24 protein-coding genes and 1 pseudogene are annotated in these 20,424 nt (G+C 67.1%); 13 read left to right on the top strand and 12 right to left on the bottom strand.

Annotated elements, in window-relative coordinates:
• Nucleotides 1–9: 9 nt before the first annotated feature.
• The gene (locus ACFWB0_RS10975; RefSeq protein WP_378490477.1) at nt 10–1,065 is read right to left on the bottom strand and encodes a hypothetical protein; all 1,056 of its coding nucleotides are present in this window, start codon (nt 1,063–1,065) and stop codon (nt 10–12) included.
• Nucleotides 1,066–1,446: 381 nt separating this feature from the next.
• The gene (locus ACFWB0_RS10970; protein ID WP_378490476.1) at nt 1,447–2,181 is read right to left on the bottom strand and encodes an alpha/beta hydrolase; all 735 of its coding nucleotides are present in this window, start codon (nt 2,179–2,181) and stop codon (nt 1,447–1,449) included.
• Between the two features lie 304 nt (nt 2,182–2,485).
• Between ACFWB0_RS10970 and ACFWB0_RS10965 the strand changes: the two genes are divergently transcribed.
• Complete coding sequence (locus ACFWB0_RS10965; RefSeq protein ID WP_378490540.1) at nt 2,486–3,085, top strand: hypothetical protein; 600 nt, start codon at nt 2,486–2,488, stop codon at nt 3,083–3,085.
• A gap of 155 nt (nt 3,086–3,240) precedes the next feature.
• On the opposite strand, the pseudogene ACFWB0_RS10960 reads toward ACFWB0_RS10965, so the two are convergent.
• Nucleotides 3,241–3,336 (bottom strand): annotated as a pseudogene (locus ACFWB0_RS10960) (Tn3 family transposase); the annotation flags it as partial.
• A 58-nt stretch (nt 3,337–3,394) separates the two neighbouring features.
• Entirely contained in the window at nt 3,395–3,751 is a 357-nt protein-coding gene (locus ACFWB0_RS10955; RefSeq protein ID WP_378490475.1) for a Tn3 family transposase, read from the bottom strand.
• 52 nt (nt 3,752–3,803) lie between these two features.
• Between ACFWB0_RS10955 and ACFWB0_RS10950 the strand changes: the two genes are divergently transcribed.
• Nucleotides 3,804–4,415: a hypothetical protein gene (locus tag ACFWB0_RS10950; RefSeq protein ID WP_378490474.1), complete on the top strand. Its 612-nt coding sequence runs from the start codon at nt 3,804–3,806 to the stop codon at nt 4,413–4,415.
• Nucleotides 4,416–4,492: 77 nt separating this feature from the next.
• Here the strand turns inward: ACFWB0_RS10950 and ACFWB0_RS10945 are convergent, their stop codons facing one another.
• Genes ACFWB0_RS10945 through ACFWB0_RS10935 form a run of 3 tightly spaced genes read right to left on the bottom strand, consistent with a single transcriptional unit; the run spans nt 4,493 to nt 6,888 of the window.
• Complete coding sequence (locus ACFWB0_RS10945) at nt 4,493–5,629, bottom strand: flotillin family protein (RefSeq protein WP_378490473.1); 1,137 nt, start codon at nt 5,627–5,629, stop codon at nt 4,493–4,495.
• Between the two features lie 15 nt (nt 5,630–5,644).
• On the bottom strand, nt 5,645–5,884 hold the full coding sequence (locus tag ACFWB0_RS10940; protein ID WP_378490472.1) for a hypothetical protein: 240 nt from the start codon (nt 5,882–5,884) through the stop codon (nt 5,645–5,647).
• Nucleotides 5,885–5,889: 5 nt separating this feature from the next.
• The gene (locus ACFWB0_RS10935; RefSeq protein WP_378490471.1) at nt 5,890–6,888 is read right to left on the bottom strand and encodes a 5'-3' exonuclease H3TH domain-containing protein; all 999 of its coding nucleotides are present in this window, start codon (nt 6,886–6,888) and stop codon (nt 5,890–5,892) included.
• A gap of 35 nt (nt 6,889–6,923) precedes the next feature.
• Between ACFWB0_RS10935 and ACFWB0_RS10930 the strand changes: the two genes are divergently transcribed.
• The 3 genes from ACFWB0_RS10930 (at nt 6,924) to ACFWB0_RS10920 (ending at nt 9,311) form a co-directional block, all read left to right on the top strand.
• On the top strand, nt 6,924–8,054 hold the full coding sequence (locus tag ACFWB0_RS10930; RefSeq protein ID WP_378490470.1) for a M24 family metallopeptidase: 1,131 nt from the start codon (nt 6,924–6,926) through the stop codon (nt 8,052–8,054).
• 106 nt (nt 8,055–8,160) lie between these two features.
• Entirely contained in the window at nt 8,161–8,688 is a 528-nt protein-coding gene (locus tag ACFWB0_RS10925) for a hypothetical protein (protein ID WP_378490469.1), read from the top strand.
• Nucleotides 8,685–9,311, top strand: coding sequence for an RES family NAD+ phosphorylase (locus ACFWB0_RS10920; RefSeq protein WP_378490468.1), 627 nt, complete (start codon nt 8,685–8,687; stop codon nt 9,309–9,311). The genes ACFWB0_RS10925 and ACFWB0_RS10920 overlap by 4 nt, the downstream gene beginning before the upstream one ends.
• Before the next feature lie 4 nt (nt 9,312–9,315).
• On the opposite strand, the gene ACFWB0_RS10915 is transcribed toward ACFWB0_RS10920, so the two are convergent.
• The 5 genes from ACFWB0_RS10915 to ACFWB0_RS10895 are packed head-to-tail and all read right to left on the bottom strand — an operon-like array spanning nt 9,316 to nt 14,516.
• Nucleotides 9,316–10,260, bottom strand: coding sequence for an STM4011 family radical SAM protein (locus ACFWB0_RS10915; protein ID WP_378490467.1), 945 nt, complete (start codon nt 10,258–10,260; stop codon nt 9,316–9,318).
• Nucleotides 10,206–11,561, bottom strand: a complete 1,356-nt coding sequence (locus ACFWB0_RS10910) for an STM4012 family radical SAM protein (RefSeq protein WP_378490466.1) — start codon at nt 11,559–11,561, stop codon at nt 10,206–10,208. Before ACFWB0_RS10910 ends, ACFWB0_RS10915 begins: the two co-directional genes overlap by 55 nt.
• The gene (locus ACFWB0_RS10905) at nt 11,558–12,415 is read right to left on the bottom strand and encodes an STM4013/SEN3800 family hydrolase (protein ID WP_378490465.1); all 858 of its coding nucleotides are present in this window, start codon (nt 12,413–12,415) and stop codon (nt 11,558–11,560) included. Before ACFWB0_RS10905 ends, ACFWB0_RS10910 begins: the two co-directional genes overlap by 4 nt.
• The gene (locus tag ACFWB0_RS10900; protein WP_378490464.1) at nt 12,412–13,575 is read right to left on the bottom strand and encodes an STM4014 family protein; all 1,164 of its coding nucleotides are present in this window, start codon (nt 13,573–13,575) and stop codon (nt 12,412–12,414) included. The genes ACFWB0_RS10905 and ACFWB0_RS10900 overlap by 4 nt, the downstream gene beginning before the upstream one ends.
• The gene (locus tag ACFWB0_RS10895) at nt 13,572–14,516 is read right to left on the bottom strand and encodes a hypothetical protein (protein ID WP_378490463.1); all 945 of its coding nucleotides are present in this window, start codon (nt 14,514–14,516) and stop codon (nt 13,572–13,574) included. The genes ACFWB0_RS10900 and ACFWB0_RS10895 overlap by 4 nt, the downstream gene beginning before the upstream one ends.
• Nucleotides 14,517–14,622: 106 nt before the next feature.
• Here ACFWB0_RS10895 and ACFWB0_RS10890 point away from each other — a divergent pair, with 106 nt between their 5' ends.
• The 8 genes from ACFWB0_RS10890 to ACFWB0_RS10855 form a co-directional block, all read left to right on the top strand.
• Nucleotides 14,623–15,387, top strand: coding sequence for an SDR family NAD(P)-dependent oxidoreductase (locus ACFWB0_RS10890; protein ID WP_378490462.1), 765 nt, complete (start codon nt 14,623–14,625; stop codon nt 15,385–15,387).
• A gap of 184 nt (nt 15,388–15,571) precedes the next feature.
• Complete coding sequence (locus ACFWB0_RS10885) at nt 15,572–16,006, top strand: NUDIX hydrolase (protein WP_378490461.1); 435 nt, start codon at nt 15,572–15,574, stop codon at nt 16,004–16,006.
• Nucleotides 16,007–16,127: 121 nt separating this feature from the next.
• The gene (locus tag ACFWB0_RS10880; protein ID WP_378490460.1) at nt 16,128–16,598 is read left to right on the top strand and encodes an NUDIX domain-containing protein; all 471 of its coding nucleotides are present in this window, start codon (nt 16,128–16,130) and stop codon (nt 16,596–16,598) included.
• Between the two features lie 150 nt (nt 16,599–16,748).
• Nucleotides 16,749–17,576: an alpha/beta fold hydrolase gene (locus tag ACFWB0_RS10875; RefSeq protein WP_378490459.1), complete on the top strand. Its 828-nt coding sequence runs from the start codon at nt 16,749–16,751 to the stop codon at nt 17,574–17,576.
• 103 nt (nt 17,577–17,679) lie between these two features.
• Nucleotides 17,680–18,021, top strand: a complete 342-nt coding sequence (locus tag ACFWB0_RS10870; protein ID WP_378490458.1) for an inorganic pyrophosphatase — start codon at nt 17,680–17,682, stop codon at nt 18,019–18,021.
• Nucleotides 18,022–18,063: 42 nt separating this feature from the next.
• A complete protein-coding gene (locus ACFWB0_RS10865; RefSeq protein WP_378490457.1) occupies nt 18,064–18,705 on the top strand; it encodes a hypothetical protein in 642 nt (213 codons plus the stop codon).
• 176 nt (nt 18,706–18,881) lie between these two features.
• The gene (locus ACFWB0_RS10860) at nt 18,882–19,583 is read left to right on the top strand and encodes a DUF899 domain-containing protein (protein WP_378490456.1); all 702 of its coding nucleotides are present in this window, start codon (nt 18,882–18,884) and stop codon (nt 19,581–19,583) included.
• A 216-nt stretch (nt 19,584–19,799) separates the two neighbouring features.
• Nucleotides 19,800–20,424 (top strand): DDE-type integrase/transposase/recombinase (locus ACFWB0_RS10855; RefSeq protein WP_378490455.1); only part of this gene is annotated, 625 nt, incomplete at its 3' end.

Here is a 20,424-nt window from a genome sequence, read left to right as displayed (position 1 = left end):
GTAGCGAGTTCACATCGACTGGTCGGAGACGTCGGGTTCGGCGGCGGTGGGTGAGAGTGCGGGGCGGATCCTGGCAAGTTCCGCGCGGGCCGTGTCGGCGTCGGACCGCAGTGCGGACAGTTCGACACGGAGCGCAGTGATCTCGGCACGGAGTTCATCGCCGCGGTCGCGGGCGGCGGTTTCTGCGGCGCGCGCGGTGGCGGACGTGACCCGTGCCTCTTCGAGTGCATCTCGGAGTTCGGCGATGCGGGTCCGTTCGGTGCCGAGATCGGATTCGAGACGGCCGATGGTGGCGGCGTGGCGCTCGGTGTCGGCGCGGGCGCGTTCGACGGCGGTGTCGGCGCGGGCAAGCCGGTCGCGGGTCTCGCCGAGATCGGTGCGGAGACGGTCGCGTTCGCTGGTCGCAGCGTCGAGGTGTTCGCGCTGTGTGGCGATCGTCGCGTGCAGTTCGTTCACGGTCTGTTCGTGCTCGGCGACCGCGGCTGCGTGTTCGTCGCGATGTCGACGTAAGGCGTCGGCATGTTCTTCGTTGACGCGCGCCAGTTCGTCGTGGTGCTCGGATTCGAGAATTCGGAACTTCTCGCTGTGCGCGGCGCGGGCGTCGGACAGTTCGCGGTCGACGGCCTCGACGGCGGCGTCGGCGTTGTCGCGGTCGTCGGTGGCCTGAGTGAGTCGCTCTTTGAGTCGGGCGATCACGGCGTCGGCATCGGCCTTGACCTTCGCGAGTTCGGTGGCGGCCCGGTGCAGTTGCGCATCGAGTGCGCCGGGGTCGGTGAGTTTGTCGAGGGCTGCGCTGATCTGCGTGGCGACGGCGGTGTGCTGTTCGATGCTCGCGGCGGTGAGAGCGCGCAGTGCGGTGACTGCGGCGGTGAGGTTCGCGGCCGCATCGATCGGTGTGGCGGGGTCGGTGAGTTCGGCGAGTTGTTCGGCTTCTTTGCGGCGCCGCGCGCGTTCGCGGTGGGCGCGGACCCGGTCGGCGGGGGAGTCGTATTTCCGGGGTCGGCCGACGCGTGGCTTTTCGGCTTCTGTGCCCGTGGCGGGGTCCACATCCGTGGTTTCGCTCATTCGCGTCCCTTTCGACCGTTTCCAACCATACTATAAGAGTACATAACATGAAACGAAACACGAAATGAAACGTTATGAAATACCAAACTCACAGTTGGGAAACCTTCGAACTCCGACTATGGGGAATTATTGTGGCGTTCCGTTACAGATCGAGCACTCATATGCGTAATTGCGCATGGAATCGGCTTGATCGTCATAATTCCCTATTATGACGATCAAGATTTTCGGGGGTCCGAAAACTGTGCACCCCTCGGGGAGGGGCACCGGCGGGCCACGACACCCGTCGACCGCTCATCGAAGAGTGCCGCCCGGAACTGCCCTCGATGAACGGCGCTCGGGCCGACAACGCCTACGGTGTGCCGCCGGCCCGAGGGTGGGCCCTCACTTGAGGTGCCGGCCGAAGAACCGGTTCGCCTCGTCGCCCGCGTGCTGTGGAACGCCGGCGTGACCGCCCATATTGGCGTGCAGCGCCTTCTCCGTGGAGCCGAAAGCGTCGAACAGGTCCAACGCCGATTGCCGGTCGTTACCTTCGTCGTCCCACTGAAGCAGGACATGCAGCGGAATGGTGACCTGCCGGGCCTCCTCAACGATGATGCGGGGCACGAAACTCCCCGCGAACAGCACGGCGGCAGAGATCCGCGGCTCGAGCACCGCCAGCCGGACGCCGAGGGCGATCACCCCGCCGGAATACCCGACCGGGCCGTCGATCTCGGCCAACGAAAGCAGGACGTCCAGGGTGGCCCGCCATTCCGGGACGGCCTTGTCGACCAGTGGGAGGACGAGCCGGTCGACGATCTCGTCGTCGATCGGCCCGCCGGCTTCCAGCGCCCGGTGCAGGTCGGTTCGGGCCTGATCGGTGGCGGTCGATCGAGGCCGGTCACCGCTCCAGGGCAGCTCGATGGTCGCCGCGGCGTATCCCTCTGCTACCGCGGCACGCGCCCGGGCCGCCAGTCGCGGGTACATCGTGTCCAGTCCGAGTGGAGGATGACCGAGCAGGATCAGCGGGACCGGAGTGGAGGCGGATGCGGGCGTCCACAGGATGCCGGGAATCTCGCCGAGGGTGAATTCGCGTTCGAGGACGCTGCCGTAGAGACGCTGTTCGGAAGTGAAGTACATGGCCGTGCCTTTCGGGAGTGCTCATGATGGCGCTCCCGGACGACCTATCGTCCGACCGTGGACCCGGAGGGGAGCACCCATGTCGATACTGCGTTCACGGGTACCACCTCCTCGTTCTCTCGCACGGCCTCCGGAAAGTAGCAGTGGCCGCGGCGGCCGGGCAACAGGTTTTGCGAAGGACCGGGAGTCCACTTCGTGACAATCACGCACTGCCACGGCGTTGGGCCGTGGGGGTTCTGCATCTGCACCGAGCGGTATCGTGACCGTCTCCATTTCGTGCTTCGTCGCCTCTAGAGTGACGGACATGAGTGATCAGTGCACCGCAACCGAGCAACCTCCGGCACATCGAGACCGGTTCGTAGCCGATGTGTCCCTGAGCGTTCTCGGAGTGGCAACCCTGGCCTGGGCACTGACCTGGTTCATCAACGGCAGCGCTGCAGCCGGTATCGCCGGGTGGTTCCTCTCGCCTCTCGCATGCGTGGTCTTGTGGTCCGCCTGTGTGTGGCGGGCGCATCGAGCCGGCACCTCCACTCCGGTGCGTTATCGCTGGGTGCTCGCAGTTGCGGTCGTGTCCCTGCTGCCCTCCGTCGCAGGGTTCTTCGGTCCCCTGTTCGCCGTCGCGCTCGTGGTACTGGCCCTGGCAATTCCGGAGCGATCGACCACGATGAGCACGATTGCGGCAGTGGTGCTCGTCGCGAACCTGCTCACCGCGACGGAGCTGGGCCGGACACTCGGGGTTGGCACCATCGACACCGTGTTCGGCTTTGTTGCGATGGGAATCGGTATCGCTGGTGTGCTCATCGCAGTCTGGGGCCTGAACGGAGTCGCCCGCCATGTGCGACCGTGTTCTGACCGGACATCAGCCGGCCGCCCCAGCGGTGATGTTGCGGCAGCAGAGAACTGAGCGCCTCTGTTCGGAACATGTGCCGAGCGCATCGGTCGGTGGTCCTCAATTGAGCTGCTGTCTATCCGAGTCGCGCGGTACCGGTAGCCGTCCACCTGCAGCGACTGGCCCCGCGTGTCCGCGTGGATGGTATCCGGTTGGACGTCGGATTCGTTGCGCAGCAACCCATCGACGATGCAGACGGCTTCCCACGCCCCGCACGGCACGAGGTGACTGAACAGCGCGATGTAGGAGTCGGACACGAACCGCATCGCCAGGTTGCCGTAGCCGCCGTAGCGGATGTGCGACTCGGCGAGCAGGTTGTTCCTCTCAGGTGCCGATCTGCAAGCCGTCGACGGCGACGATCTGCCCGTCGCCCCACATCCCGGCCACGTCCAGGGTGGTGGGCGCGTTGATCACATCGGCCGAGCACCGGTGCACCTTGTCGGCGGTGAAGTGCTTGTTGCCCGCGGTGTACAGCTCGTGGGCGGACACCTCGCCGCGCATGTGCCGGGCCACCTCCGTTGCGCCGAGGTTCGCTCCGTACGCGTAGGCGGTGAGCACATACCGGCCCAGAACGTCGCCGCGGATCTTCGGGTCCGACCCGAATGCCGGTCCCAGATGCCGCAGCCACCATAGAACGTCATCGTCCTCGAACAGACGATGGATCCACCTCGAACGTGGCACGCGGAGTTCGCCTTGTCCTGAGCTGGAGGCCTGCCGCCGCTATGCTCACGGCGTGGCATTCCTGTATGCAGCCCAATTATCGCCCACCAAGCCGGAAGTGATCGCCGCCTGGCTGTCGTCCGCCGACTACTACCCGGGAACGACGCCTGTGCTCGAGCAGGTCGGTGCGTACCGCTTCGACGATCCCGACGGTGAAGTCGGGATCGAAATCCATCTGGTGCGCGACGCGGACGGGTCCGTCTTCCAGGTGCCGTTGACCTACCGCGGGGCACCGCTGCCGGAAGCGCGACCGGTGGGGGAGATGGAGCATTCGGTGCTCGGGCACCGCTACATCTACGACGCCACGACCGACCCCGTCTACGTCGGGCAGTTGCTTGCCACCATCGATGGTGCCGGACGTGAAGCCGAGCAGTTCTTGCACGTCGACGGCACGGAGCCACTGAAGGTCGAGAACACGGTGCACGTCCGGGGCACCGGGTCCGGATCGGGGGCTGTTCCGACGGTCACCGAGCTACGGACAACCGCTGCCGGAACCGACACCGTGATCGAGGCGGGAGACACGACGGTGGTGGTGCACCACCGCCCGGTCGACACCGAACCGACCGGCCCCGCGCTGGTCGGTGAATGGAACACCGGCCGAGCGCTTCTCGCGCACATCCGATAGGCGAGACGACGGAACATAGTCCAGACGCCGGAACACGGGCGGCAGCCGCCGCGCCGTGTGTCCAGGCGCCGGGGGTACTACCGGGTCAGCCCCGTGATCTCGTGCGGGCCTGTCCGATCGTCGTCGTTGTCGCCGCTCAGGATGCCCTTCTGCAGCGCCCCGAACACGGCCAGGCCCTGCCCGACCATGCCGGAGATGGTGTCGTTGACACCTTCTTGACCGTTGAGGATGGTCAGGTTGGAGTTGGCCAGGCCCTTCGCGGCGGCCTCCACGATGAGCGGCAACTGCTCGATCAGCGTCTGATCCAGCGCGACACGACCGTTGGAGGCGGCGGCCTCGGCCAGGATCCGAATTTCTTCCGCCTTCGCCTTCGCCAGGATCTCGGTCTCGCGGGCCTTCGCCTCGGCCGGCTTGATGACCTCGCTCTGCAGTTGCTTCTCCCGCAGTTCCGCCTGTTTGATGGCCAGTTCCGACTGCGCCTCGAGGACCTCGCGCTGCGCGGTGGCCTGCGCGAGCGGTCCGGCCTGCGCGGATTCCGCCTTGGCGCGGTCGGTCTCGGCCTGGATCTCCGATTCCTTGATCGCAGTCTCGCGTGTGTATTCGGCCTGCCGGCGACGGGATTCCTGCTGCGCTTCTGCGGAGGCCCGATCTGCTTCTGCCTGCGCGATCTTCGCTTCCCGCTCCACTTGCGCGAGGTGCGGTGCGCGCAACGAATCGATGTAACCGGAGCCGCAATCGTCGATGGACCGGATCTGCATCGAATCCACGATCAGACCCATGCGGCCCATCTCCACATTGGAGCTGTCGAGCACCTGTGAGGCGAGGACTTCACGCTGACGGATGATCTGTTCGACCGTCATCGAACCGATGATGGACCGCAGGTGACCGGCGAAGATCTCCCCGACGGTGCCGGCCATCGCACCTTTCTGGGAGGACAGGAAACGCTGCGCGGCGTTGACGATCGATTCGTTGTCGTTGCCCACCTTGAATGCGACCACCGCGCTGACCGACAGTTCCACCCCTTGGGTGGTCACGCAGGTTTCCTTGATGAGGGCCTCGTGCAGGTCCAGCGACAGGATGTCTGCTTTACGCACGACAGGGATCACGAACGCACCCTGACCGGTGACCACACGGAACGGTGCCCCGTCGCCCCCTCGACTCCCACCGGAAATGAGTAGGGCCTCGTTGGGGGCGGGTACTCGATATCCGAACATTCGATCTCCTTCTCGCTAGGTACTGCCTGTCTCACGTTCGAAGTTCAGATCCAGCCACGGCTCGACGTCCAGGGCACGACCACCGCGGCTGCCGACCACCAGGACGGTGGACATCGTGGGAAGCGGCTCCGTGGACCATGCGGTGTAGGTCTCGCGGCCACCACGGATCGTCAATTCCACCTGTCCGGGCCCGTCGGCCCCGCGGGTGGCCAGGGTGAGACGTCCGATCGTCCCGATCGGATTCTGGTCGGCCATGCGGGTTACTGTCCGGCAAGGGCCGTGGTGAGCGACCCCACGGACCGTTCGACACCCCACCGCTGCGCGAGCGCGGTCAACGCGTCCGGATCGGCCGGCGACGACGGCAATTCGTCGGATTTCGAATGTTGCACCGGCGCGTCGGTCGCGACCCGTACCACCGGCATCGCCACATCGAGGTAGTCGGAGGCGGCGACAAGTTTGCTGCGGAGGCCTTTCGCCATCGACGTCGATTCGTCGAGCGCCGCTGCGCGCACCGCGGCAAGCGACCCGTACTGCATGAGCAGTCCGGAGGCGGTCTTGTCTCCGATGCCTTTGACGCCGGGCAACCCGTCCGACGGGTCGCCGCGCAGCGCCGCGAGTTCGGCGTAGGCGGCGCCTGCCCGGTCCAGAGGCACTCCGTATTTGTCGGCGACCAGCGCCGGGTCGTACAACTCGGCTTTCGCCAGGCCTCGACCCACATACAGCACCCGCACGGGTACCGGACTGTCGGTGACGACCTGCAGCAGATCCCGGTCGCCGCTGACCACCACCACCGGATCGGTGCGTTCGGTCGCGGCGAGAGTACCCATCACGTCGTCGGCCTCGAAACCGTCGGCGCCGCCGGTGGCGATGCCCGCGGCGGCGAGGATGTCGAGGATCACCGGAATCTGCCGGCTCAGCGCGGGCGGGACGTCTTCGACGGTGCCGTCGAGAGAGTCGGCAGCGACGCGGTGCGCCTTGTAGCTGGGCACCGCCGCGACCCGGAATGCGGGCCGCCAATCCAGGTCCAGGCAGGCGACCATCCGGGTGGGGCGATGACGGCGAATCAGCGTCGCAACCATGTCGACGAATCCGCGGATCGCGTTGACGGGGGTGCCATCGGGGCCGGTGAGGGAATCGGGCACGCCGTAGAACGCGCGGAACCACAAGCCGGCGCTGTCGAGCAGCAACAGCGACGGCGCCGGGGTGTCGGGTTCGGTGGTGTGAAGTCCGGAAGTGTCGGGTTCGGTCACGGACCTCATCCTGCCATCCACCGCCGGGCATTAGGCTCGACGGCATGAGCACCGCTGAGTCCCGCTTCCCCGCCGTCCGCTACGGAGCCCGACTGCGCCGCGCCGCCGAACTCGGCGCCGCCGCCGGACTCGATGCACTCCTGATCACCCCCGGCCCCGACCTGCGGTATCTGATCGGGTCCCGCGCCGAATCCTTCGAACGACTCACCTGCCTGGTGATCCCCACCGACGGATCGACCGCCGCGGTCGTCGTGCCACGTCTGGAACTGGCGTCGCTGACCGAGTCCGCCGTCGCCGAACTGGCACTGCCGGTGCGCGACTGGGTGGACGGGCAGAACCCGTATGCGATCGTCGCGGAGCTTGTTCCGGGTGGTGAGAAGATCGCGGTCGCCGATGCGATGCCCGCGCTGCACCTGGTGCCGCTCGCCGCCACCTTCGACTGTGTCCCGGTGCTCGCCACGTCGGTCATCCGGGAACTGCGCATGATCAAGGACAGCGACGAGATCGAGGCATTGCGCCGCGCCGGCGCTGCCATCGACCGGGTGCACGCCCGGATGGGTGAGTGGCTGCGCCCGGGCCGCACCGAAGCGCAGGTCGCCGCGGACATCTCCGCCGCGATCCTCGCCGAGGGCCACACCGAGGCCGCGTTCGTGATCGTCGGGTCGGGTCCGCACGGCGCCGACCCGCACCACGAGGTGTCCGAGCGGGTCATCACCGCCGGAGACATCGTGGTCATCGACATCGGGGGGCCGGTCGAGCCGGGCTACAACTCCGATTCGACCCGCACCTACAGCATCGGCGACCCGGATCCCGCGGTGGCCGAGAAGATCGCTCTGCTCGAGGCCGCACAGCAGGCCGCGGTCGACGCCGTGAAACCGGGCGCGCGCGCCGAAGACATCGACGCCGCGGCCCGCGATCTGCTCGCCGCCGAGGGCCTCGCGGAGGTGTTCGTGCACCGCACCGGGCACGGCATCGGATTGTCGGTGCACGAGGAGCCGTACATCGTCGGCGGCAACACCGAACCGCTGCGGACGGGCATGGCGTTCAGCATCGAACCGGGCATCTACTTCCGCGGCGAATGGGGTGCCCGCATCGAGGACATCGTCATCGTCACCGACGCCGGGTGTGAGTCGGTCAATCGGCGTCCGCACGGGCTGACGGTGTTGCCGGGCTGATGCTCGGCTCAGCACGGTGAAACCCGTGGTGGAGAAGCAAGGCAGACCGCCACAATGCGTTTAGTGCGACATCATCAACTGCACAGAACGCATGTGGAGGTATGTGATGCACCCCGACGCAGCAACACCGGAAGACGTGGCGATGGCCGTCGCATCCGACCTGGCACAGACTCGACGCAATGTCACCGCGCTCGGCACCGCGATCCGCGCAGCACAGCTGACAGCGGCATCGCCCGCGTTGGCGCGGGCAGTGCAGGCCCAGCAGAATCTGTATGACCGCATCGACGCGGAATTCGGCCTACTCACCAGCGCGCAGGCCGCTGACCGGATGAGCTCTCGTGCCGTTGCCCGGCGGAACGCGGCCACGGCAGCCCGCAGCGAGGGGCGGTTACTCGCGCTGCGACGCGGAAAATACCTGCTGTACCCGGCCTTCCAGTTCGCGGCGGTCGGCATCCTGCCCGTGATCGCAGCGCTCCGCGACATCGGGGATCAGCACGGCTGGGATGAGGCGAGCCTGATCGAATGGATGATGGCGCCGACGACCTACCTCGGTGGTGATCGGCCCGTGGACATCATCAATGATGCCGACCAGCTCCTGGCGGTCGCCACGGAAGCTTTCGGAGTCTCCTGGTGAATGCGGCCGGCGCGCCGCCGCAGCCGTTCGACGCCGACACCAACCCCCTCACTGCAGGTCAACGCCTATATCGGGTACACAACAACACTCGCACGGTCGGCGAGTTCAATCACGGATTCGGCAGCCGAACCCGATTCGCATTTTTCGGCAGACCCGCGGTGCCGGTCCTGTACGCCGCTGATACAGAAGAGGCAGCGCTGGCCGAGTCCTTGCTGTACGACATTCCAGTAGGCGGTGGCATCCTCCCGTATGCCGCATACGCGAACACAGTGATGGGGAAGATCGAGGTGACCCGCAACCTGCGGCTCGCCAATTTGCGTGGCCTCGGCCTGCGTCGCCTCGGCGTGGAGGCCCGGCATGTCACCGATACCGAGGCCAGTGAATACCCGCGCACCGTGCTGTGGGCAGAGGTTGCCCACGCTGCGGGCTTCGACGGGCTGGCGTGGACCTCCCGCACATGCAACGACACTCGGGCTGTCGTCCTGTTCGGCGACCGCTGCAGCAACGCACTTCGACAGGACAGCTCGTTCGGCCGCATCTTCCAGTCCGGCCCCGGCCTCGACTGGCTCATCGAGACCTGCAGCCCGCTGCACGTCGACGTCCTGCCGCCAGCGCCGAGATGACCCCTCAGCACACGACCGCGGGATCCCGACAGTCGGTGGGGATGCGTTCGACGATCCCGCCGGCGAACACCTCGTAGAGCGGCAGCGTTTCGAGATGCACATATCCGATGTGGCAGTCACAGACCGTATTCGGGCAGGGACGCGGCCGTAGTGCGGGCAGATAGGTGCCGTCGTAGAGGTTGCCGAGCGGCGCCGCGACGAAATGGCAGCGGCGCACCAGCCCGTCACCGTCGACGCTGATCACGCTCTCCCCGGTGCGGCACGGCAGCCCCACCGACGGGTGCGGGTGCGCCGAGTATGCGAACAGCGGATCGAGCGCGGTCCACACCGCTTCCTCGGCCGGGTCGTAACTGCGGCCCTCTTCGGCGTTGACCCACAGATAGGTGTGCTGAGGTAGCGCCGCGCGCAGGTCGCGTGCGGCGTCGAGGTTGTCGGCGAGCCCGACGATCCCCACCGAATGCCGGATCCCGATGGCATCGAGTTCGGCGGTGCGCGCCACGAATCGCTCGCGGGTGGTTTCGCCGGGATGGTAGGTGCACCACAGGGCGAGCCGGGTGGGGTCGGCGGCAGCGAGCCAGCCGGTGCGGCACGACAGGTTGGTCTGCACCGCCACGGTCCCCACGTGCGGGAGGTGCGACAGCGTCACCAACGCGTCGCGGTACCAGGAGCGGGTCAGCGCTTCGCCCCACGGGGTGAACAGGATCGAGAGCTGCCGATGCCCGTGCGGGTTGCGGGCGACCCAGTCGACGAATCGGGCGAGTGCCGCCCGGTCGGCACGCAGCGTCGCGGGACTGTCGCGGCGCTTCGCGAACGGGCAGTACGGGCAATCGTAGTTGCAGCTCGCCAGCGGACCGCGATAGAGAATCGTCAGCTCGGGTGAACGAGGGCCGCTGGTCATCGGGTTGCGGCCGCGGCCATCGCCGCGCGGATCGTCGTCGACACCAGCCACGGACCGAGGACGTCGGAGTGAGCGAGCCCGTCGTCGGTGAGCCGGATCAGGGTGCCACCGGCCGGATCGGGTCGGTAGAGGGACCAGCCGCGGGCGGTCAGCTCGGCGAGTTCGGGGATGTCGACGGTCGGGTCGGTCCCGAACCGGGCGGTGTAGTCGGCGGTGCGCATCCCGTCGGTGCGCAGCAGGGTTTTGATCAGCCAGCGGCGGCGCTGTTCCTGCGCGTCGAGGTGCACCCCGACGGTGGCGCGGGTGAAATCGGTGGTGGCGCTGAATTCGTCGAGGATCGCCCGCACCGCGGGGATCCCGACGGCGTAGTCGAACGAATAGTGCAGGGTGTCGGTGTAGGAGCGGGCACCACAGCCGAGCCCGATCATGCCGTCGTCCTGGCAGCAGTAGTCGGTGTCGTCGCCGGGCACATCGGCGCGGCGGAACTGGCGCATCGACTGTTGCCGATAGCCGGCGGTGGTGAGCGCGGTAACTCCTTGCCGGTACAGGTCGAGGCGGCGGGCGTCCCATTCCGGGTCCGGCAGCTGCTCGTCGGGGGCACGGCGACCGAGCCCGGTCAGCGGCCGCACGTACAGCGGATACAGGTAGATCTCCTCGGGGCGTCGCGCGAGCGCGGTGTCGAGGGAGTACTGCCAGGTGTCGGGGGTCTGCCCGTCGATGCCGTAGATCAGGTCGAGGTTGACGACGGGGAAGCGGCCGCCCTGGATGCGATCGAGGGCCGCGTCGACGTCGGCGCGGTGCTGGGGGCGGCCCGCGGCGTGTGCTTCCCGGTCGAGGAAGCTCTGCACCCCCATGCTGATGCGATGCACCCCGCGGTCGGTGAGCACCGTGAGCCGATCGGCGGTGGCCGTCGCGGGAGAGGTTTCCACCCCGATCGACAGCTGCGGCAGTTCCGGGGCGAAGCCGGTGAGGATGTCGAACAGTTCGTCGAGTTCGACCGGTTCGAGATAGGTGGGGGTTCCGCCGCCGATCGCGGCGGTGGCGACGCGGGCATCGCGGCCGGTTGCGTCGAGTTCGGTGCGGACCTGCCGTGCCTGGCGGCGTAGTGCCCGCAGGTAGTCGGCGACGCGGCCCGAGGGTGGGCGGGCGGTGGTGAACAGATTGCAGAAACCACAGCGCATCTCGCAGAACGGGATGTGCGCGTAGAGGAACAGCGACGAGAGGTCCTGCCCGGCCCACACGTCCCGCAGGCGTGGTGCCGGGTCGAGTGGCCGGTAGGCGCTCTTGTGCGGATACGCATACAGGTATCCCTGGTACGGGGAGGCATCCAGATCGATGCGCGTGTCGTTCATGCGGGGACTCCAGGTGTGTGGTGCGGCAGGACGGTGTGCGCGTACGGCACCGTCCACACGCAGTCGTGCGCGAGCCGATGCCCGTGCCGGTCGTCGTCGCCGTATGCGGTGCCGTGATCGGAGCACACGATCAGGAACACCGGTCGGGGAGCGGTGCTGAGCAGCGCAGTCAGCCGCGGGATGCGCGAATCGACGTACCTCAGGGCCGCGGCGTGGCTGGCCAGGGTGTCGGGGCGGCGCGTCTCGGGGGTGCTGGCGATGCCGTCGAGGTAGAAGTGGTTCGGTTGGTGCAGGGCTGCGACGTTGACGAACACGAACCGTGGCCGCGGATCGTCGACCGCGAGGCGGCGCTCGAGGATGTCGAGTTGATGATCGACACTGGCCGGGTCGGTCACGCCGGTGGCCTCGGACCAGTGGCGTTCCTCGAACAGATCGGGCAGCACCGAACCCACGGCGGTCTGCCGGTTGAAGAAGCCGACGCCGCCGATACACATGGTGCGGTAGCCGGCGGCGGCGAGCGCCTCGACGACCGTGGCCTGGCCGAACAGCCAGGTGCCGGACCCGAGGAGAGCTTCGGTGTGTCCGGGGAATTCCGGGGCGAACAACCGCTCGTGGTCGCCGCCGTCGGCCGGGGTGGGCAAAAACCCGGCGAAGAACGCCTGATGCGCGGGGAAGGTGAACGTCGCGGGGGTATGGCGACGCTCCCACCGCCCACCCGGAAGCAACGCGGCGAGGTGCGGGGTGCGGCCGGCGGCCAGTTCGGTGGCGGCGACGTCGAAGCGCAAGGTGTCGAGGGTGACGAACACGATGTCGTGAGTGCCGACGACGTCGCGGAACGCGGGGATCTGGGTCATGCGGTGAACACTCCGGTCAGGCTGTGAATCTGGGCGTCGTAGGTGTCGTGCTCGCGGCAGCGCAGGCCGGGCAGGTTCGGCAGCAGATCACCGAAGGCGTTCACCTCGGCGACGGCCACCGGGATGGGCTGCGGCCCCGACGATGCGGCTCTCGCCCCGACGAGCACATCGACGCCGACGGTGTGGGTGCGGGGAAAACGCCGGGCGGCAGTCTCTGCAACCTCGAGCACCCGCCGCCACCCCGGTTCGCCGATCGCCGCGCGCAGCGCCGCGACGTCGCCGCGGGCGTTGCCCAGGTGCAGGTTCGTCACCGACCCGTGCGATGTGCGGACCACCGCGTGGGTCGCGGCGCCGGCCACGACCAAGACCCGCACATCGACGGCCCGGCCCTGCAGCACGAGTTTCGGGAACCACTGTTCGATATGCAGTCGCTGCGGAGCGAGCGCATCGATGAGCGCACCGACCTCCTTGTCGCCGCGGAACACTCCGGCACGAAGGCTGTTGACCGGCTGCCCGTCGTGCCACTGCACCGGGCCACGGGCGAGCACGTCCGCACCGGTGCCCTGCCCGCGCAGTTGCAGCGCAAGCACCCCCGACGCCGAGGAGCCGTGTGCGGGTTTGACGAACACCCGGGACCAACCGCGGTCGCGGAGCCGAGCCCGTACCTCGTGCCAACCAGCGACCGCGGTGATGCCGGGCTCGTCGAGCGCAGCGGGTACCGGGATGTCGGCGGCGGCGAGACGCGCGTGGCAGGCGGCTTTGTCGAACAGCACCGCGAGGTCGTCGGGATCGGCGGTCATCCGCGCGCCGGCCGAGTCGGCAGCGGCACCGAGTCCGCGGGCGGCGGTGGTGAACCCGGAATACCAGGCGGGCCCGGCGGTGATCGTCCCGTGCGGCGCGCACCGGGGAGCACCCCTCAACAACCGGTCGACGACCGGGTCGTCGCCGGGGGAGTCGATGCGTACCAGCGTCGGCGCCCCCGGTGTGGCCAGGGCCTCGGTGAGGACTGCACCCGCGTGAGCGGGCCCGTCGGCGAGGACCGCCCGCCAGCTCAATACCCGCGGCGCCGGGCAACCCGCCCGATGCAACGCCGCGGTGAGCAGGGTGGTGCGGCGACTGCCCGGGTTCCCGACCACCAGCATCCCCGATGTGGATCTCATTCGGAGACAGCGGTATACAGGTAGACCTCGTCGTTGTACGTTTCGGGTTCCTGCCGGTCGGCGGCGGAAATCTCGATCTGCGGGTGCGCCGCGCGCAGCCGCGTCAATGCCTCGTCGGACACGAAATGATGGTCGAGGATCAGGCTGCGCACCGCTCCCAGATCGGCAGCGGCGAGCGCGTCGGCGCCGGTGTCGGTCAGCGTGCCGTTCGACAGGTCGAGCGCGGTGATGCGCTGCAGAACTGGTGCCTGCTGCAGTGCCGCGGCGATGCGGTCGGCGAGGTCGCTGTTGCGTAACCCGAGGCGGGTCATCGCCGGGAACCGGTCGCCGGCGAGCAGGCCGGTGAGCGGCTCGAAATCGGTGATGGCTCCGTAGTTGTCGACGCCGAGCCAGAGCTCGAGGTCGGTCAGGTCGGGTGCGTCGATCGCGAGCAGCGCGTCGAGGTAGCCCTGCTGCAGCCCACCGGATTCGACGGTCAGCGACCGCAGGCGCGGCAGCGTGGGTGTAGCGAACGAGACCGGATCGTTGACGATGGAGGTACTGCCGCCGCGCAACTGGAGGGTTTCGAGCTCAGGGGTCGCAGCGAGGACCGAGCCGAGATCACCCCAGTCGATCCACGAGATCTCCGACTCTTCGAAAGTCATGTCGCCGACGAACAGGTGCCTCACGGCGGGGAACGCCGCGAGCAGCGGCACCACCTTGTCTGCGGGCAGTGGATCGCTGGCCTCGGTCCAACATCCGAACACCAGCGTGGTGATCTGTCCGGCCCAGGGTTGCCCCGCGAGGGACAGGAGATCGTCGACGAATGCGTCGTCGCCGCGCCGCCAGTCTGTCGCGACCTTCCATGCGACCGCGGCGGGATCGGCGGGGGCCGTGGTGTCCGAACTGTAGTGCTCGACGGGGAGTCCAGCGAAGGTGCTGGTGGGGGTGTCGATCGTCACCGGTGATGCTCCGTTTCCGAGGAGTAGGTCGGCCGAAGTGCGCCGTCGGCACCCTATGACACGACCCCGACTCGTTTCCGAGAGAGCCGCGCGGCACACTGGCATCATGAGCAACACCACAGCCGGGTCGGCGGCAGCGGGCATCGTCGTCGTGTTCGGCGGACGCAGCGAGATCGGCGTCGAGATCGCCGCCCGGTTGGCGCCGGGTCGCATCGTGGTGCTGGCAGCGCGCCGCGCCGACGACCTCGCGGGGCCGGTGGCACAGGTGCAGGCTGCGGGTGCGGCGGCGGTGCACACCGTCGAATTCGACGCCGACGCACTCGACACCCACACCGCGGTGCTCGACTCGATCAGTGCTGCGCACGGCCCCATCGATGTGGCGGTACTCGCCTTCGGGATCCTCGGAGACCAGGCCCGCGCCGAAACCGATGCGGCGCACGCGGTCGCGGTCGTGCACACCGACTATGTCGCCCAGGTCGGGTTGCTCACCGTCCTGGCCCAGCGCCTGCGGGCGCAGGGCAGCGGCCGCCTCGTGGTGTTCTCCTCGGTCGCCGGGTGGCGGGTGCGCCGCGCGAACTATGTGTACGGGTCGGCGAAGGCCGGCCTGGACGGATTCGCATCCGGGCTGGCCGATGCCCTGCACGGCAGCGGTGTGTCGCTGCTGTTGGTGCGGCCCGGGTTCGTGATCGGCCGGATGACCGAGGGGATGAGCCCGGCACCGTTCTCGAGCACGGCGCCGCAGGTGGCGGACGCGACGGTGCGGGCACTGCACCGCGGTCGCGGTGAGGTGTGGGTGCCTGCGGTGCTGCGGCCGGTGTTCTTCGGGATGCGATTGCTGCCGCGCGCGGTGTGGCGGCGGATGCCGCGGTAGGGACGGGTTGGTCGTGGGCGCAGGCCTCGTTTGCTCATGGACTTCTTCTCCGAGGGAACAGTGCTCGAGCGCACCGAAGGGCGCGTCGTCGCAGCAGCGTACGAGCGAATGACCGCCGACCTGTTCGTCTTCGAGAACTCCGTCCAGGACAACGGTGGTACCGCACAGCCCTACAGTGGATTGCGTGTCCTCGATCAGGAACCTCTCGGTAGGGCTACCCATCCGATCGGGGCACGTTCTCGTGCTCGATGGTGTGGACCGGGTGACCGGCGAAGCGTTTCACCGCGCGATCGGTGGCGGCATCGAGTTCGGTGAGACTGCGGAGACCGCATTGCGACGAGAATTCACCGAGGAACTGGGCGTCACTCTCGGTGCTACCGAACTACTCGCAGTGGTGGAGAACATTTTCGAGTACGAGGGCAACCGCGGACACGAGATCGTCCACGTCTTCGCGGTTGACTCGGTCGAGATCGATGCGATCCCTTGGAGCGCGCAGTTGCGGGTGCTCGACGAAGGCAGCCCGATTCGATGGGTCTCGATCGCTGAGGCGAACCGTCCTTTCTATCCGACCGGCGTTGCGGACATCCTGGATACGCTTCTGCGCGAATCATCGAGCTGAAGGCTGAAGATGGGCGGGGGTCCGACAGTGACCGGTAGGAGGCATAGCGGGGTCAGGGAGAGGAGGTGTCCGGCGGCTGACCCTGGCATTGTGTGTCGCCGTGGGCCGCTACCGTGGGCGAGTGAATGATCGCTTTCAGTTGGTGCCGGCTGTATATCTGCTGCTTCGTCGCAATCTCGTTGGGCGTGAACAGGTCCTGCTCCAATTGAGGGAGGGGACCGGCTACCTGGACGGGCATTGGGCTCATGCTGCGGCAGGGCACGTCGAGCGGGGCGAGTCGGTCTTCGATGCCGCTGTGCGCGAGTGCGCCGAGGAGCTCGGAGTCGCGGTCGATCCTGCTGATCTGGTGTCGCTGACCACGTTGCATCGCCGGCAGCTCCCCGGCGACTCCTACAAGGACCACCGCGTGGACTTCTTCGTCGAGTGTCGCAGTTGGTCATCAGAGCCGCGACTGATGGAACCGGAGAAGGCAGCTGCTCTGCAATGGTTCGATGTAGAAGAACTTCCGACTCCGATGGTTCCGCATGAAGAGTTCGTGCTCGGCGCTCTGTGCTCTGGCAGTCTGATGCCGCTTCACTGCATCGGATTCTGAGCTCGTCACGCATCGTTGACCTTGCGCTCAGATCGCACCTGCGGTTCAGTCGGCCCGGATCATCATCGCCGATGTCCCGAGCATCAGGCGATGGACCGGCCGCGCATCAGCGGCAGCCTGAGCCTCGAGAGGCCAAGATAGAGGAGACGCATGACCGACGAATTCGCAGCCCACCGACACGCCGTAGGCGGCATCAGCTACATCGATGTCGGTCAAGGCCCGGTCACGCTGTTCGTGCACGGTGTCTTCACCAACGGCAGACTCTGGCGTAACTGCGTCCGACTGCTGTCCGATCACCGTCGTTGCATCAGCATCGATCTCCCCGGCCACGGACACACGCCTCCGCTCGGGAATCCTTCGGTGTGGGGGCTCGCTGATGCGGTCGACACCGTTATTCGCGAGCTGGGTCTGCGCGACATTCACCTCGTCGGAAACGACACCGGCGGCGCCGTCTGCCAGATCGTGTTGACCCGAGATCCGGGGCAGTTCGCGTCGTGCGTGCTGACCAACTGCGATACCGAGGGTAACTTCCCGCCGCCGGCGTTCCGGCCTGCCGTGTGGGCGGCCAAGGCCCGGATGTTGTACGCAGCTCGTCCACTTTCTCGCCTTCCCAAAGTTGCCAAGCACATCTACCGCACCGGCTACCAGAACGTCTCCGCTGTGCCCGACGACGTCATCATCGATTATCTGGCGCCGCCCCTGAGCAGTCTCGACGGTGCTCGTTTCATGACAGCGCTGCTCTCGTCGATGACACCCTCTTTGCTCGCTCCGATACGGCCGGCTCTTGGTGCGTGCGAGGTGCCGACCGCCATCGTGTGGGGCACCGGCGATATATTCTTTCGTCGTTCCTGGGCGGATTGGCTCGTTGATCTGATTCCTGGTGCGACCGAGGTCGTGGAAGTGCCTGAGGCACGGTTGTTCTTCCCGGACGAGCGAGCGCGCGAACTCGTCGACGCGCTGGAATCCCACTGGAAGTAAACCGCTGCGCACTACGAGGAGCGGGACTCGTGAGGTGGGGTAGGGCCGACAGCCTTCTAGGGACGATGCGCGATGCGGCCGTCGACAAGGGCATACTGAGCCGATGCAGTCGTCGTTCTTCGATGCCCTCGACGCGCTCGCTCGCTCGGCGCCGATCCGGATCGACCGAGCCGAAGGGTCTGCGCATCCTCGATTCCCCGACGTGACCTATCCGCTGGACTACGGTTTCCTCGAGGGCACCACCACTGTCGATGGTGAGGGAGTGGACGTGTTCGTCGGCAGCAACGCAGGTGCCGGTGTCACCGCGGCCGCGCTCACGGTCGATGCCGGCAAACGTGATGTGGAGGTCAAGGTTCTGATGGATTGCACACCCGGTGAGATCGATGAGGTCTTCGCGTTTCTGTCCGGGACGCTGCTGCTCGGGACCACGATCATTCACCGGTGAGCAGTTGCAGGAGAGACCGTATCCGAGGAGAGAGAGGACGCGATGACCTGGTCTACACGCTGCATCGTGTCCATGGCGCTGGCCGCGTCGGTCAGTGCGGTGACGACAGCGTGCGTCACGGTCGATGTCACCGGTTCGAGCGTCGCCGGATCCGAGCGAGCGGCGCCGGGGTCTTGTGATCGCTTCGATTCGTTCTCGGGGCAACTGTGGGTGGGGGATCCTGCGTTGACGCGACCCACCATCGTTCCGGGGGACCGCTCACTCGAACTCGGTGAGGGCGTTCCTCCCGTGATCCATCCGGTGCTGGAGTCGGTCGAACTCGGCGACGGCAACACCGTCGTCTTCGCGGTCAGCGGTGACGGAGTGATCGGGTGGTCTGCCCGTTTCGTGCAGGAGTCCCGACTGCGCGCCACCGACGCCGTCGTGCCGGTCGCGGGTTCGTGTCTGCTGCAGATTGATCTGAGCGGAGTGGAAACCGGCACTCCGTGGCACCACAGCGCATTGCCGGCCCGGCTGTCACCGGAGGGCGAGGCCGCTGCGGTGGTCGAGGTGCTGAGCTATCCCAGCAGCGCCACCATTGCCCAGTCGTACCTCGGAATCCGGACCAGTACGCCCACGGTGACGGTCGAACCTTCCTCGGAGGCAGGCACTCTCACAATCAGAGTGAAAGCCGAAGACCGATGAGCCGCAACGGCCTATCGGGCCGGTGTTCATCCGGCGACCTGGACCGCTGGTAGATCCGGAATTGACGAGTGCAGCGCTGATCCCTGTTGCTGTCCTCGCCCGAACCGAACGCGATTAATTCCGGGTCCGCTCCCGGTCAACACTGCAGAGCAGATCCGTTCGACTTTGGAGGCACGATGACCCATCCGACAGCCGACTCCCTCCCCCCGGTCGTGGACCAGCAGACCTGGCAGACAGCGCTCGACGACCTGCGTCGGCGGGAAAAGGCCGCCACCCGTGAACTCGACGCCATCGCCGCACAGCGCCGCAGACTGCCGATGGTCGCACTACCCGACTACACACTGATCGGTCCGGACGGCCCGATCCGGTTGATCGACGTGTTCGACGGCCGTTCACAGCTCATCGTCTACAACCACATGTGGTCCGACGGCGCGGAGTGGCAGTGCGGCGGTTGCACCAGCCTCACGTCGCAGTGGACTCGGCTGGGCATCCTCGACAACTACGACGCCCGCTTCGTCATTGTTACCAACGGGCCCATCGAAGACGCACTGGCCTACAAGGCGAAGGTCGGCAACAAAATGGACTGGTATTCGTCGTCCGAGAGCTCGTTCGCCGCCGACGTCGACGCACCGCCCGGCGGGGGATTCGCGGTCAATGTCTTCCTCCGCGAGGGCGACAAGGTCTACCGCACTTGGCACACCACCGGCCGCGGCACCGAACAGCTCAGCTACACCTTCGCCTTGATCGACATCCTGCCGTGGGGCCGCCAGGAGGAATGGCAGGATTCGCCCGATGGCTGGCCACAGTCGCCCACCTACTCCAAGTGGCTCGACTCTCCCGACGTCGCCCGACTCTACGCACACGGCGACGTGCAGTGACGCCCCGAGTGAGGACCGCGCAGTGGTCACCTGTCGCTCGACGGCCTGAGCATCTATCACGAGGTGTGCGGCAAGCTCGGCAAGTCCGGACGGCGTCCGCCTCACCGACCAAAGCCTTCTGTCGACGGCACGTGAATACTGACCCCGGCATGGCATCTCAAATTTGACCCCCTCTCCACCGATCCTGGTTCGAGTCGAGCCAGGAGGGACGAAGGGATGTTGTCCGTGGAAGATTGGGCCGAAATTCGTCGTCTGCATCGCAGCGAACGATTGCCGATCAAGGCAATCGCCCGGGTGATGGGGATATCACGCAACACCGTCCGCTCGGCACTCGCCGCCGACGGACCTCCGAAATACCAACGCGCCAAAGCAGGCTCGATCGTCGACCCGTACGAACCCCGCATCCGTGAACTGCTCAGACAGTTCCCCACGATGCCGGCAACGGTGATCGCCGAACGGATCGGCTGGGACCACTCGATCCGGGTGCTCAGCGGCCGCATCGCCGAACTGCGCCCGGTCTACCTGCCCCCGGACCCGGCCTCGCGCACCACCTACCTGCCCGGGGAGATCGCCCAATGCGACTTCTGGTTCCCCCCGATCACCCTGCCCGTCGACCACGGCCAATCCCGGACCCCGACGAAACTGCCGGTATTGACGATGACCTGCGGATACTCCCGCTGGCTCTCCGCGGTGCTGGTCCCCACCCGCGGCGCCGAAGACCTGTTCGCGGGCTGGTGGCAGCTGATCCACAATCTCGGAGCGGTGCCCCGGGTGTTGGTGTGGGACGGCGAAGGCGCGGTCGGGCGGCGACGCCACCGCAAGACGGAACTGACCGGACACT

The organism is Rhodococcus sp. NPDC060086 (genome assembly GCF_042730275.1).
GTDB lineage: Bacteria > Actinomycetota > Actinomycetes > Mycobacteriales > Mycobacteriaceae > Rhodococcus.
The sequence above is the reverse complement of the archived record's forward strand: the minus strand, read 5'-3'. Positions and strand labels throughout refer to the sequence as shown.